This is a genomic window from Qipengyuania sp. R86523 (assembly GCF_044596365.1).
In the GTDB taxonomy this organism is placed as follows: domain Bacteria; phylum Pseudomonadota; class Alphaproteobacteria; order Sphingomonadales; family Sphingomonadaceae; genus Qipengyuania; species Qipengyuania citrea.
In genome coordinates, this window is sequence record NZ_CP138997.1 from 1,036,604 (window position 1) to 1,050,115 (window position 13,512).

The 13,512-nt window shown below is 67.7% G+C and carries 12 protein-coding genes; 7 read left to right on the forward strand and 5 right to left on the reverse strand.

The window, feature by feature from the left end; translation table 11 throughout:
* Window positions 1–5: 5 nt before the first annotated feature.
* On the reverse strand, window positions 6–1,556 hold the full coding sequence (pgi, locus tag SJY12_RS05080; RefSeq protein WP_397506259.1) for a glucose-6-phosphate isomerase: 1,551 nt from the start codon (window positions 1,554–1,556) through the stop codon (window positions 6–8).
* A 69-nt stretch (window positions 1,557–1,625) separates the two neighbouring features.
* On the opposite strand from pgi, the gene lepB reads away from it, so the two are divergent.
* From lepB to SJY12_RS05100, 4 genes are read left to right on the forward strand one after another with little or no spacing between them, the layout of a single operon-like run.
* Window positions 1,626–2,525, forward strand: coding sequence for a signal peptidase I (gene lepB / locus SJY12_RS05085; protein ID WP_397506261.1), 900 nt, complete (start codon window positions 1,626–1,628; stop codon window positions 2,523–2,525).
* Entirely contained in the window at window positions 2,522–3,193 is a 672-nt protein-coding gene (rnc, locus tag SJY12_RS05090) for a ribonuclease III (protein WP_050599274.1), read from the forward strand. The genes lepB and rnc overlap by 4 nt, the downstream gene beginning before the upstream one ends.
* Window positions 3,190–4,092 carry a GTPase Era gene (era, locus tag SJY12_RS05095; protein ID WP_397506263.1) on the forward strand — a complete coding sequence of 301 codons (903 nt, stop codon included), beginning with the start codon at window positions 3,190–3,192 and terminating at the stop codon, window positions 4,090–4,092. The genes rnc and era overlap by 4 nt, the downstream gene beginning before the upstream one ends.
* Before the next feature lie 18 nt (window positions 4,093–4,110).
* Window positions 4,111–5,364, forward strand: a complete 1,254-nt coding sequence (locus SJY12_RS05100; RefSeq protein ID WP_397506265.1) for an MgtC/SapB family protein — start codon at window positions 4,111–4,113, stop codon at window positions 5,362–5,364.
* Window positions 5,365–5,376: 12 nt separating this feature from the next.
* Here the strand turns inward: SJY12_RS05100 and SJY12_RS05105 are convergent, their stop codons facing one another.
* The 4 genes from SJY12_RS05105 to plsY form a co-directional block, all read right to left on the reverse strand.
* The gene (locus tag SJY12_RS05105) at window positions 5,377–5,559 is read right to left on the reverse strand and encodes a hypothetical protein (protein ID WP_050599265.1); all 183 of its coding nucleotides are present in this window, start codon (window positions 5,557–5,559) and stop codon (window positions 5,377–5,379) included.
* Entirely contained in the window at window positions 5,559–8,150 is a 2,592-nt protein-coding gene (topA, locus tag SJY12_RS05110; RefSeq protein ID WP_397506267.1) for a type I DNA topoisomerase, read from the reverse strand. The genes SJY12_RS05105 and topA overlap by 1 nt, the downstream gene beginning before the upstream one ends.
* A 123-nt stretch (window positions 8,151–8,273) precedes the next feature.
* A complete protein-coding gene (gene dprA, locus SJY12_RS05115; RefSeq protein ID WP_397506268.1) occupies window positions 8,274–9,380 on the reverse strand; it encodes a DNA-processing protein DprA in 1,107 nt (368 codons plus the stop codon).
* Window positions 9,377–9,982 (reverse strand): glycerol-3-phosphate 1-O-acyltransferase PlsY, encoded by a 606-nt coding sequence (plsY, locus tag SJY12_RS05120; RefSeq protein ID WP_230833770.1) that lies wholly within the window; start codon window positions 9,980–9,982, stop codon window positions 9,377–9,379. Before plsY ends, dprA begins: the two co-directional genes overlap by 4 nt.
* A gap of 125 nt (window positions 9,983–10,107) precedes the next feature.
* Here plsY and murI point away from each other — a divergent pair, with 125 nt between their 5' ends.
* The 3 genes from murI to SJY12_RS05135 all read left to right on the forward strand — a co-directional run bounded on the left by murI (window position 10,108) and on the right by SJY12_RS05135 (window position 13,491).
* Complete coding sequence (murI, locus tag SJY12_RS05125) at window positions 10,108–10,911, forward strand: glutamate racemase (protein ID WP_397506270.1); 804 nt, start codon at window positions 10,108–10,110, stop codon at window positions 10,909–10,911.
* A gap of 108 nt (window positions 10,912–11,019) precedes the next feature.
* Window positions 11,020–12,240 carry a 5-aminolevulinate synthase gene (hemA, locus tag SJY12_RS05130; protein WP_050599270.1) on the forward strand — a complete coding sequence of 407 codons (1,221 nt, stop codon included), beginning with the start codon at window positions 11,020–11,022 and terminating at the stop codon, window positions 12,238–12,240.
* 51 nt (window positions 12,241–12,291) lie between these two features.
* Window positions 12,292–13,491, forward strand: coding sequence for a cell wall hydrolase (locus tag SJY12_RS05135; protein ID WP_397506273.1), 1,200 nt, complete (start codon window positions 12,292–12,294; stop codon window positions 13,489–13,491).
* The last annotated feature ends 21 nt before the right edge of the window (window positions 13,492–13,512 follow it).

Sequence of the window (13,512 nt, forward strand, 5' to 3'; positions counted from 1 at the left end):
GTTGCTCACCCCAACCCAGCGGCATCCAGCAGCGCCTCGGTGCTTGCATCGAACGCCTCGCCGCCCTGTTCGATCGCCTTGGCCATCTGCTTGCCCAGTTCGACCCCGAACTGGTCGAAGGGATTGATCCCCATCAACACCGCGCTGGCGAAGACGCGGTGTTCGTGGAAGGCGATCAGCGCGCCCAGTGCGGCGGCGTCGAGGTCGTCGCACAGGATCGTCGCGCTGGGGCGGTCTCCGGGGTAATTGCGAGCGGGGTCCTCGCCCTGCTTGCCCGCCATCAGCGCCGCGCCTTGCGCAAAGCAGTTCATCAGCAGGATGCGGTGGTGCGCGGGGTCGAGCTCGTCGCCCGGGGCGATGCTGGCGATGAAATCGACCGGCACCAGATGCGTGCCCTGGTGGAGCAGCTGGAACACCGCGTGCTGCGCATCGGTGCCCACCCCGCCCCAGGTGATCGGCGCGGTCGGGCCATCGACCGGCTGCATTTCGGCAGTGACGCGCTTGCCGTTCGATTCCATCTCGAGCTGCTGGAGGTAATCGGGGAACAGCCCCAGCCGTTCATCATAGGCGAACACGGCGCGGGTCTGGCAGCCGCGCACGCGGGTGTAGTAGAGATCGGCAAAGGCCGCGCGCAGCACGAGGTTGGCCGCGCCGTCGGTGTCGCGGAAATGTTCGTCCACCGCCTTGGCGCCCGCGAGCATGGCGCGGAAATCGTCCATCCCCACCGCCATGGCGATCGGGAAGCCGATCGAGGACCAGATCGAATAGCGCCCGCCGACGCTTTCCTGGAACGGCAGGATGCGCGTTTCGTCGACGCCCCATTCGACCGCGCCTTCGGGATTGGCAGTCAGCGCGATGACGCGCCCGCCGGGATCGGAAACGCCATTGTCGCCCAGCCATTTGAGCGCACTGGCGGCATTGGTCATGGTCTCGATCGTGGTGAAGGTCTTGCTCGCCACCGCGATCAGCGTTTTGGCCGGATCGCATTTCGCAAAGGCTGCCTCGAGCGCGACGCCGTCGATGTTGGAGACGACATGGACATCGCAATAGGACAGATCGCGGCCGAGCGCGTCGACCCCCAGCGCGGGGCCGAGTGCACTGCCGCCGATCCCGATGTGGATCAGGTGCTCGATCTCGCCCAGCGCGCCCTGGTGGATCGCCTCGACCAGCATGCCCATGCGGTCGATCAGCGCCATCGCTTCCTCGACCTTGGCGCCCTCGCCCGTGCCGCGCAGCGTCGCGTGGTCGGCGGCGCGGCCTTCGGTCGGGTTGACCACTTCGCCGGCGAACAGTTTTGCGCGCATGCCGGCGAAGTCCATCGCCTCGGCCAGCTCTTCGAAGCCCGCGACCACGGCGCGGTCGAGATGCGTCTTCGACCAGTCGAACAGGATCCCGCCCTCCTCGAGCTCGATCCGGCCCGAGAGCATCGCGACCCGGTCGGCGCCGCCGGGCTCGTCAGCGCCTTCGCCGCCATCGCGCGCGGCGCTGAACAATTCGCCCAGTGTCGGGCGCGGCAGGGTTTCCAGGCGGGTCCAGAGCTGGGCGGCGGTGGTCATGGCGGGCAAAAATCCTTTGATGGCTGCGCTCCTGCGACTAGGGAACTCGGCAATGATTGAGAACCCCGCATGACACAGCAAACGCTGGATACCGCTACGCCTGCCGCCGGCCCGGGCGAGACCGAGAAAAAGGAAAGCCTCGGCAGTTTCCTGTGGTTCGTCACCAAGCTGGTGATCGCGGTGCTGATCTTCCGCAGCTTCATCTTCTCGCCCTTCACCATTCCCAGCGAAAGCATGCTGCCGAACCTGCGCAATGGCGATTACCTGGTCGCGGCGAAATGGCCCTACGGCTTTTCCAACCTGTCGCTGCCGGGCGAACCGGCGCTGTTCGACGGGCGCATCTTCGCCAGCCTGCCCGACCGCGGCGATGTCGTCATCTTCAAGCATCCGGTGACCGGCGCGGATTACGTCAAGCGCGTGATCGGGCTGCCGGGCGATACGCTGGCGCTGGAAAACGGCCGCGTGATCCTCAACGGCGAGCCGCTGCCCAAGCAGCCCGCGGGCGCCGCCGATATCGCGATGGGCCCCAACACCGCCTGCCGCAGCGATGGCGGGGTCGTGGTCGATGGCGGGGCCACCTGCCGCTACCGCCAGTTCCGCGAGACCCTGCCGTCGGGCAAAAGCTACCTGACGATCGATTTCGGCACCGTCGGCCCGCGCTTCCTCAGCGATGGCGCGCGCGGTGTCGCCACCGACGAACGCGGCAACCCGCTGCGCATCGACCCCGATAATGCCGCGCCGATCGTGGTTCCCGCAGGCCAGCTGTTCGTGATGGGCGACAACCGCGACAATTCGCTCGACAGCCGCTTCCCGGCCGTGCGCGACGGCGGCGTCGGACTGGTCGATACCGACCTGCTGGTGGGCCGCGCCAGCCGCGTGCTGTGGTCGACCGACGGCAGCGCCGAATGGCTGCTGCCATGGACCTGGTTCACCGCCGCGCGCTGGGACCGGATCGGGGCCGACATATGAGCGCGCTCGACCCGGATGCCCGCGACTGGCTGACCCGCACGGGCTTCACCGTGCAGGACGAAGCGCTGTGGTTCGCCGCGCTGACGCATGGCAGCATGGGCGAAACGCGCGATTACGAACGCCTCGAGTTCCTCGGCGACCGCGTGCTCGGCCTCGCGATCGCCGACTGGCTCTATGCGCAAAGCGAAGCGCCCGAGGGCAAGCTGGCACAGCGGCTCAACGCGATCGTCAGCCGGGCGATGTGCGCGCAGGTGGCGCGCGGCATCGGGCTGGCGCCGCATATCCGGATCTCGCGGCAGGCGAGCAGCGATGGCGGCCGCGACAGCGACAACATCCTTGGCGACGTGATGGAAGCGCTGCTCGGCGCGCAGTTCCTCGACAACGGCTTCGCCGCGGCGCGCGACGTCGTGCGCCTGCTGTGGCGTCCGGCGCTGGAAAGCGGCGCGGGCAAGTCGAAACACCCCAAGAGCGCGTTGCAGGAATGGGCCGCGGGTAACCAGCGGCGCCCGCCCGAATACGAGCTGATTGAGCGGTCGGGCCCCGATCACGCGGCGCGCTTCACCGTGCGGGTGAAAGTCCACAAGGTCGGCGAGGCCGAAGGCACCGCGGGCAGCAAGCAGGAAGCCGAAAAACAGGCGGCACGCATATTCATGGAGACATTCGGGTGACGCAGGAAAGAACCAAATGCGGCGTGGTCGCAGTGCTGGGTGCGCCCAATGCGGGCAAGAGCACGCTGGTCAACCAGCTGGTCGGCCAGAAGGTCGCGATCACCAGCGCCAAGGCGCAGACCACGCGGGCGCGGATGATGGGCATCGCGCTGCATGGCGACACGCAGATGATCCTCGTCGACACGCCGGGCATCTTTGCGCCCAAGCGGCGGCTCGACCGGGCGATGGTCAGCGCCGCGTGGGAAGGCGCCGAGGCGGCCGATGCGCTGCTGCTGCTGGTCGATCCGCTCAAGCAGCGACGGCACGAGCTGGAACCGCTGCTCGAACAGATCGCCGCGCGGCCCGAACGCAAAATCCTCGTGCTCAACAAGGTCGACCGGGCGAAGAAGGAACCGCTGCTGGCGCTGGCGCAGGAGCTGACCGGGAAGGTCGAATTCGAAACGGTCTATTTCGTCTCCGCGCTGACCGGCGACGGCGTGGACGAGATGAAGGACGCGCTCGCCGCCATGATGCCCCAAGGCGCGTGGATGTATCCCGAAGACCAGGTCAGCGATGCCAGCGAACGCCTGCTCGCCACCGAAATCACGCGCGAGCAACTCTACCAGCAGCTGCACGAGGAACTGCCGTACGACAGCGCGGTGCGGCCCGAGAAATACATCCAACGCAAGGACGGCAGCGTCGAGATCCACCAGCAGATCGTGGTGATGCGCGACAACCAGCGGATGATCGTGCTCGGCAAGGGTGGCAGCCGGATCAAGGCGATCGGCCAGGCCGCGCGCGAGGAGCTGAGTGAACTGCTCGGCCAGAAGGTCCACCTGTTCCTCCACGTGAAGACCGACGAACGCTGGAGCGAGGACAAGGAAATGTTCGAGGAAATGGGACTGGACTGGAAGAGCTAGGAGCTCTTCATCCAGCAGATGTTCGCGATCGATTCCCTCCCCCAGATGGCTGCCGCGCTCGCGGCCGGGCTGCTGGTGGGGATCGAACGGGGATGGAAGCTGCGTGACGAAACCCCCGGCATGCGGGTTGCCGGGATTCGCACATTCACCCTGCTGGGCGCCGCGGCAGGCCTCGCGGGAATCATCGCGGGCCATGGCTTCGCAGCGGCCTCGGGTCTCCTGTTTGCAGCGGCCACCGCCATCGTCGCGATCGGCTATTCACGCGCGGTGCTCGACAGCGGCAGGCCCGATGCGACCAGCGCCATCGCCGCCATGGTCACGCTGGGCCTCGGGTTCCTGGCCGGGATCGGCGAGGAAGCGCTGGCGGTCGCGGGCGCGGCGGTGGTCACGCTGATCCTTGCGCTGCGTACCGAAGTCCACCGCTGGGTCGGCGCGCTCGACGAAGCCGATATCAAGGCCTTCACGCGTTATGCGGTGATCGCGCTGGCGGTGTTCCCCTTCCTGCCCGAAGGGCGCTACGGCCCCTACGACGCGTGGGAGCCGCGCACCTTGTGGCTGGTGGTCATCATCGTCACCGGCTTTTCCTTCGCCGGCTATGTCGCCAACCGCCTGTTCGGCGCGCGCCGCGGGACCATTGCGACCGCCGTTATCGGCGGCGCCTACAGTTCCACCGCGGTGACGCATTCCTTCGCCCAGCGGCTTGGCGCAGGCGCCGGGCACGGTGCGGAGAACGCGGGCGTCGCGCTGGCCAGCGCGGTCATGTATCTGCGGGTGATCATCCTGGTCGCGGTGCTCGCGACGAGCCTGCTGGCCGATTTCGCGATCCTCGTCGCCCCGGCGCTGCTGGCGGGCTTCGCTGCAGCGCTGTGGCTCTACCGAGCGGCGCCCGCAACCACTGGCCCCGCCCCGCCCGGCAATCCGATCGCCATGCTGCCCGCGCTGACCTTCGTCGCCTTCGTGGCCGTGGCTGCGGTCGCCGCGCGCTGGGCCGAAACGCGCTTCGGCGAGGAAGGGATCGCGGTCCTGCTGCTGCTGATGGGCAGCATGGACGTCGATGCCGCCATCGTCACCGCCGGCGGGCTGGAGCCGGGCACCATCGCCCCCCGGCTGGCCGCGCTTGCCATCGCGGGAACGATCCTTGCCAATATGAGCGTGAAACTGGGCGTCACGCTTGCCTATGGCGGACGCGAGGCCCGCCCCGCGGCATGGGCGCTGGGCGCCAGCATGGTGGCGCTGGCGACAAGCCTCGCCGCGGGTTACATGCGCCTCTGATCGGGCGGTCCCCTACCGCTTTTTCAGGATCTCGATCTTGTTCTTCTTGGCGAAGTCTTTGGTCGATTCCTCGCTGCGGCCGATCGCCTTGGCGATTTCCCTGAGGCCCTTGCCCTTGCCCGCGAGCAGCCGCAGTTGTCCCGCCTCCTCGGACTTCCACGGCTGCTTGTGGCGTTCGAAGCGTTCCTTCGCCATCAGCCGGCCTCCGCCTTCTTGGCCGCGGCCTTTTTGGCAGGGGCCTTCTTCTTGGCGGGGGCCTTCTTGGCCGCAGGCTTCTTCTTCGCTGCCGCCTTCTTCTTGGGCGCGGCCTTCTTCTTTTTCGCCGGACCCTTGGCGGCGCGCGCATCGATCAGTTCGATCGCCTGCGCCTCGGTGACGTCCTCGGGCTTCATGTCCTTGGGGATCGTCGCATTGGTGGTGCCATCGGTGACATAGGGGCCGTAGCGCCCCGGCATAACCTTCATCTCGGCGCCGCTGGTCGGGTGTTCGCCCAGCGTCTTGATCGGTTCCGCCTTGCCGCGCGTGCCGCCCTTGCGATTGGCGGCTTCCGCAAGCAGCGTGACCGCCGCATTCATGCCGGTGTCGAACACGTCGCGCGCGCTCTGCAGCTTGGCGTATTTGCCATCATGCCGCAGGTACGGGCCGTAACGTCCTATCGCGGCTTCGATATCCTTGCCGGTCTCGGGATGCTGGCCGACGATGCGCGGCAGGCTGAGCAGCTTGAGGGCCCATTCGAGATCGAAGTCGTCGAGGTCCTTGGGAATGCTCGCGCGCTTGGCTTCCTTGCCCTCGCCAAGCTGGATGTAGGGGCCGAAGCGTCCCGTCTTGCGTTCGACCGGGAGGCCGGTTTCGGGATCCTCGCCCATCACCCCGTCATCGGCGCCGTCATCGCCCTCGCCGCCGGGCTTGGCGAACTGGCGGGTGAACTTGCAGTCGGGGTAATTGGCGCAGGCGACGAACGCGCCATAGCGGCCACCGCGCAGCGCCAGCCGGCCGCCGTCGCGGCCTTCGGTTTCGCACAGCGGGCAATGGCGCGGGTCCTTGCCGTCGGCGCGTTCGGGGAACAGGTAGTCGGACAGGAATTCGTCGAGCACCTCGGTCACTTCCGAAGGCTTCTTGTCCATCACCTCTTCGGTCTTGGGCTTGAAGTCGCGCCAGAAGGCCTCGAGCAGCTTCTTCCAGTCCTCGCGCCCGTCGCTGACGGTGTCGAGCTCGTCCTCGAGCCCGGCGGTGTAGTCGAAGGCGACATATTGCGGGAAGAAGCGTTCGAGGAAAGCAGTCAGCAGTCGCCCGCTTTCCTCGGCGAAGAAGCGGTTCTTCTCCATTCGCACATAGGCACGGTCGCGCAGCGTCTGGATGGTGCTGGCATAGGTCGAGGGGCGGCCGATGCCGAGCTCCTCGAGCCGCTTGACCAGGCTCGCTTCGGAAAAACGCGGCGGCGGCTGGGTGAAGTGCTGGTTGGCGTCGACGCCGCGCTTGAGCGGGCTGTCGCCCTTGCTCATCGCGGGAAGCAGGCCGTCCTCGTCGTCATCGGCATCGTCGCGGCCTTCCTGGTAGACCGCGAAGAAGCCCGGATATTTCACCACCTGGCCGGTGGCGCGCAATTCGTGCTGGCCGGTGGCCTCGCGCAGCGTGACCGTGGTGCGCTCGAGCTGCGCGGCCGCCATCTGGCTGGCCATCGCGCGCTTGAACACGAGATCGTAAAGCTTGCCCTCGTCGCCCGAACCCACGCGGTCGCGCGAGAAATCGGTCGGCCGGATCGCTTCGTGCGCTTCTTGCGCGTTCTTGGCCTTCGACTGGTAGATGCGCGGCTTTTCGGGCAGCGCATGGCCGCCATAGCGATCGGACACCGCCTTGCGGCATTCCGAAATCGCGCTGCCATCCATCTGCACGCCGTCGGTACGCATGTAGGTGATCGCGCCCGCTTCATAGAGCGACTGCGCGAGCCGCATCGTGTGGCTCGCGGAAAAGCCCAGCTTGCGCGCGGCTTCCTGCTGCAGCGTCGAGGTGGTGAACGGCGGCGCGGGATTGCGCTTGAACGGCTTGGTCTCGATCTCCTCGATCGTGAAATTGCCCGCTTCGACCGCCGCCTTGGCGGCCATGGCGCTGGCTTCATCGCCCAGCGTCAGCTTGTCGAGCTTCTTGCCCTCGTACTTGACCAGCCGCGCGTCGAACTCGCTGCCGTCCTGCTGCAGCTTGGCGATCACCGACCAGTATTCGTCGGCGCGGAAATGCTCGATCTCGATTTCGCGGCCGACGATCAGCCGCAGCGCGACCGACTGCACGCGGCCCGCGCTTTTCGCGCCGGGCAGGCGGCGCCACAGCACCGGCGACAGCGTGAAGCCATAGAGATAGTCGAGCGCGCGGCGCGCCAGATAGGCGTCGATCAGCGGCTGGTCGAGCTCGCGCGGGGCCTTCATCGCCTCGGTCACCGCCTGCTTGGTGATAGCGTTGAACGTCACGCGGTCGACCTTCTCGGGCAGCGTCTTGCGCTTCCTGAGCAGTTCCTGGACGTGCCACGAAATCGCCTCGCCTTCGCGGTCAGGGTCAGTCGCGAGGACGAGGCGGGTGGCCTGTTTCGACGCGTCGCTGATTTCCTTGAAGCGCTTCTGCTTGTCGCGATAGAGTTCCCAGTCCATCGCGAAGCCTTCGTCGGGGCGCACGCTGCCGTCCTTGGGCGGCAGGTCGCGGACGTGACCGTAGCTGGCGAGAACCTTGAAGTCCTTGCCGAGATATTTCTCGATGGTTTTCGCCTTCGCGGGCGATTCGACGATGACCAGTTGCATGGTGGTGTGGGCAGTCCCTTACGTGTGTACGTGCGTATACGCGCGAAAATGGGGCCGGGGTTCGGAAGGCGTCAAGCGGCAAAACGCCCAGGCCCGCCCGCGCCGACTTGGCCGCGCATGCCGTCAGCGTACGCTGACGCGGCCCCCGGCATGGCGCTGGAGCCGACCGGCGATCTCCAGTTCGAGCAGCGCGAGCTGCACCGCGGCGGCGCTTTCACCCGACTGGCGGATCAGCTCGTCGATCCCCACCGGTGCCGTCGTCAGCCGCGCGGCGATATCGGCGTGCTCGGCCGTGGCGATATCATCGGGCGTGTAGTCGAAGCCATTGGCGGGTTCGCGAAAGGTCGAGCGTGGCTCGCCGGCGAAGGTGCTCAGCAGTTCGACCACTTCACCGGGTTCCTGCACCAGCACCGCGCCTTCGCGGATGAGGTGGTTGCAGCCGTGGCTGCGCGGCTCGAGCGGACTGCCGGGGATTGCCATGACCTCGCGCCCCGCCTCGCCCGCGAGCCGCGCGGTGATGAGGCTGCCCGATTTGACCGCCGCCTCGACCACCAGCGTACCGCCCGCCAGCCCGGCGATGATCCGGTTGCGGCTGGGGAAATGGCTGCCGCGCGGTTCGGTGCCCGGCGGCTGTTCGGCCAGCAGCAGCCCTTCGCTGGCGATCCGCTCCTGCAATTCGGCGTGCTGCGGCGGATAGGCAATGTCGATCCCACTGGCGATCACGCCCACGGTGTGCGGAAAGGCGCCCTCATGCGCCGCGCCGTCGATCCCGCGCGCCAGCCCCGAGACCACGGTGAACCCCGCCTCGGCCAGCCCGCTGGCGAAATCGCGCGCCAGCTTGACCGCTGCCGCGCTGGCATTGCGCGCACCGACCATGGCAACGCAGGGGCGTGCGGCCAGCGCCAGGTTGCCGCGCCAGATCAGGATCGGCGGCGCACTATCGAGCTGTCCGAGCAGCACGGGGTAATCGGGCTGGTCGTGGAACAGGTATTTCGCGCCTGCCTTGCGCACTGCCTCGACCTCGCGCTCGACCGCTTCGGCGGCGGTGGCGCGGTACTGGCGCCCGCCGCGCCGGCCCAGATCGGGCAGCGCCTCGAGCGCCTGCACCGCGCCGCCGAAACGCTGCAGCAGCATGGCATAGATGACCGGGCCGATATTGGGCGAGCGCAGCAGCCGGATGCGGGCGAAAGCCTCGTCCTGCGACAGGGCCGAGGTCGCCGCGCCGGTCATCCCCCCGCGGTGTCCTTGCTGCCGCCGACGCGGGGCTCCTCGCCCTTGGCCAGCCGCGCGATATTTTCGCGGTGGAGGTAGATGATCAGCAGCGCGATCGCGCCGAGCACGGGGAAGAACTGCGGATAGCCGAACAGCGGCGCGGCGGCCGCCGCCGCGACCACCGCGGCCATTCCGGCAAGCGAGGAAATGCGGAAAATTGCCAATATGCTGAGCCAGACGAAGGCGTAGGCCAGCCCCAGCGGCCAGGCGAGCCCGAAGGCCACGCCGGCATTGGTCGCCACGCCCTTGCCGCCCTTGAAGCCGAGCCAGACGGGGAAGCAGTGACCGAGCACCGCGGCCCCGGCGGCAAATGCCATTGCCACTTCGCCCCACAGATGGCCGGCAACCGCGACCGGTGCGAAGCCCTTGAGCAGGTCGAGCACCAGCGTGCCCGCCGCGAGCCCCTTGTTGCCGGTCCGCAGCACGTTGGTGGCGCCGATATTGCCGCTGCCGATCTGGCGCACGTCGCCCATGCCCGCCGCCTTGGTCAGCAGCAGACCGAAGGGAATCGAGCCGATCAGATAGCCGAGCAGCGCGGCCCAGATCAGGTTGGTGGTCATATCGGTCGGCACAGCACACTCCGCAAAACAGGAAACCGTTCGAGCCGAGCTTGTCGAAACCCCGCACTTTCTTCTACCGCCCTAAATGGAAACACGCCCACTCGACAAGCGCAGGACACACGGAATTGGATCAACCGGCCCAAGACTTACCCATCCTGCTGTTCGATTCGGGTGTCGGCGGGCTGACCGTGCTGGGCGAGCTGCGCGAGCTGCTGCCGCAGGCGCCGGTGATCTACGCCGCGGACATGGCCGGCCTGCCCTATGGCGCGAAGAGCGAGGCCGAAATCGCCGCCCGGGTTGCCGGGCTGCTCGGGCGGATGGCCGAACGCTACCAGCCGCGGCTGATCTGCATCGCCTGCAACACCGCCAGCACGATCGCGCTGGGCATGGTGCGCGACGTGCTCGAAACGCCGATCGTGGGCACGGTGCCCGCGATCAAGCCCGCGGCGAAGATGACCCGGACCGGCGTAATCGGCCTGCTGGGCACCGAGGCGACGATGCGGCAGGCCTATGTCGACGAGCTCGAACGCGAATTCGTCGGCGACTGCACGCTGCTGCGCTACGGCGCGAACAACCTCGTCGCGCTGGGCGAGGCCAAGCTGCGCGGCGAGAGCGTCGATGTCGACGATGTCGCGCGCGCTGCAGCGGGGCTGGTGCTGCAGAACCACGGTGAGCGACTCGACACGGTGATCCTCGCCTGCACCCATTTCCCGCTGCTCGAGGACGAATTGCGGCAGGCGTTCGGCGAAGGCGTGGCGTTCATCCACGGCGCCGAGGGGATCGCGCGGCGCATCGTATCGCTGACCGAGGGGCAGGATTTCGCGCGCAGTGCCCCCGATTTCGCGGTAGGAACGGGAGAGCTGGCCGATTTCCAACGACTTGCGCCGGCCTTCGCGCGCTACGGGATCGACGATCTGCGCGCGTTCTGATCTGCGAACCACTCGCAAAGATCGCGGTGGCGATTTGCAACGTATTCGATTAGGGCGACCCGCACAGGATGGCCGCGGAAGGCGGCGCAGATACGGGCGACTACGCCAGTGAACTACGACCAGATCTTCGACGAAGCGATTTCCCGGCTGCACGAGGAAGGCCGCTATCGCGTCTTTATCGATATCCTGCGCAACAAGGGCGCCTTCCCCAACGCGCGCTGTTTCGCGGGTCACAACGGGCCCAAGCCGGTCACCGTCTGGTGTTCGAACGACTACCTCGCGATGGGCCAGCACCCCAAGGTGATCTCCGCCATGGAAGAGGCGCTGCACGATGTCGGCGCGGGTTCGGGCGGCACGCGCAACATCGGCGGCAACACGCATTACCACGTCCAGCTCGAGGCCGAGCTTTCGGACCTGCACGGCAAGGACGCCGCGCTGCTGTTCACCAGCGGCTATGTCTCGAACGATGCGACGCTGTCGACCGTGGCCAAGCTGCTGCCCGGCTGCGTGATCTTCTCCGACGAACTCAACCACGCCAGCATGATCGCGGGGATCCGCAATTCGGGCTGCGAGAAGCGCGTCTTCCGCCACAACGATCTCGAGCATCTGGAAGAACTGCTCGCCTCCGAGGATGCCGACACGCCCAAGCTGATCGCTTTCGAAAGCGTCTATTCGATGGATGGCGACGTCGCCCCGATCCACGAAATCTGCGACCTTGCAGAAAAATACAACGCGCTGACCTATATCGACGAAGTCCACGCGGTGGGCATGTACGGCAAGCGCGGCGGCGGGATTTCCGAGCGCGACGAGGCCGCACACCGGATCGACATCATCGAAGGCACGCTGGGCAAGGCCTTCGGCGTGATGGGCGGCTATGTCGCGGCCGACAAGAAGATCATCGACTGCATCCGCTCCTATGCCCCGGGCTTCATCTTCACCACCTCGCTCAGTCCCGCGCTGGTAGCGGGCGTGCTTGCCTCGGTGCGGCATCTTAAGGAAAGCAGCGTCGAGCGCGAAGGCCAGCAGGCCGCCGCCGAACTGCTCAAGACCAAGATGCGCGACGCGGGCCTGCCGGTGATGGACAGCGTCACGCATATCGTCCCGCTGATGGTCGGCGACCCGGTGCATGCCAAGAAGATCAGCGACATCCTGCTCGCCGAATACGGCGTCTATGTGCAGCCGATCAATTTCCCCACCGTCCCGCGCGGCACCGAGCGTCTGCGCTTCACCCCCGGCCCTGCGCACACCGCCGAAATGATGGACGATCTGGTCGGCGCGCTGGTCGAGATCTGGGACCGGATGGACATGGAACTGGCCAAGGCGGCCTGACCGGCGCGCCTTGCGGCTGGTGCGGGCGCGAATTGCGCCTAGATAGCCGTAATGGACAGCGCCGCCCCCTCTGCCGAACCGCCGCGCGATAGCGCCGCGCTGGCCGCCTTCGCGGCGCTGGTGCTGCTCCCGCTCGTCCTGCTCGCAGTGGTCGGCGGCTGGTCTGCGTCCGGCGTGGCCACGGCCGACCCGGCACCTGCCGCTGCGGACGGACCGCTTCCCGACCTCCCCGCCTCGCCCGAAGACACTGTGGTCGGGACCGAACTGGCCGCCGGCGATGCGCAGGCGCGCAATGCGGCGGTGGCGTTCGCAGCCATCGGCCCGGGCGCGCCCCTACCCTTCGGCTTTGCCGGGAATGCGGCCGACCGCCTGCGCGCGCGCGACTGCCTCGCGCTCGCCGGGATGGCCGAGGCGGGCGGCGCCGATGGCGACCAGCGCGCGGTGATGCAGGTGGTCCTCAACCGCGTGCGCCATCCGGCGTTTGCGGGCACCGTCTGCGGGGTGGTGTTCGAAGGCTCGCAGCGGCCCACCGGCTGCCAGTTCAGCTTCACCTGCGACGGCTCGCTCGCGCGGCGCTATCCCGACGCGGCATGGAATGCGGCGCGCGCGCGGGCGGAGGACATGCTGGGCGGCGCGACCCATGCCCCCGTCGGCAATGCCACGCATTTCCATGCCGACTATGTCTACCCGTGGTGGAGCGACCGGCTCGACAAGGTGGCCAAGGTGGGGCCGCATATCTTCTTCCGCTGGCGCGGCTTCTGGGGCAGTCGGCAGGCGTTCTCGGCACGCTATGCGGGCGGCGAACCCGATCCGCTGCGTCTGCGCGACACCGCGCTCGCCACCGCTGCCGCCAATCCGCTGCCCGGACTGCTGGGCAGCGGCGAGGCGGTGCGCAGCATCACCCGCGACAGCGTGGCGCGCGCCGCCGGCGAGCCGCCGCGCGCAGCCGCATCCTCCGGCCAGCCCGGCCCGGGCGCAGGCGTGCATTTCGTCCTCGTATCGCCGGGCAATTCGCCGGCCGCGCTGGTCGAGCGGGCGCGCAGCCTGTGCGCGGGCGGCGGCTACTGCCGCGTGCAGGGTTGGAGCGATCCCGCGCAGGTCCCGGCCAGCCTGCCGCTGAGCGATGCAGCACGGCGCAGCCTGCGGTTCAGCTTCGCCGCGGCGAATGCCAATGGCGGCGAAGCAATATTCTTCGATTGCCGGCTGTTTTCCGCGCCGGACATCGGAACCTGCCTGCCCGCAATCCCGTAGGGGATTTGTCCGCGTCGGTAT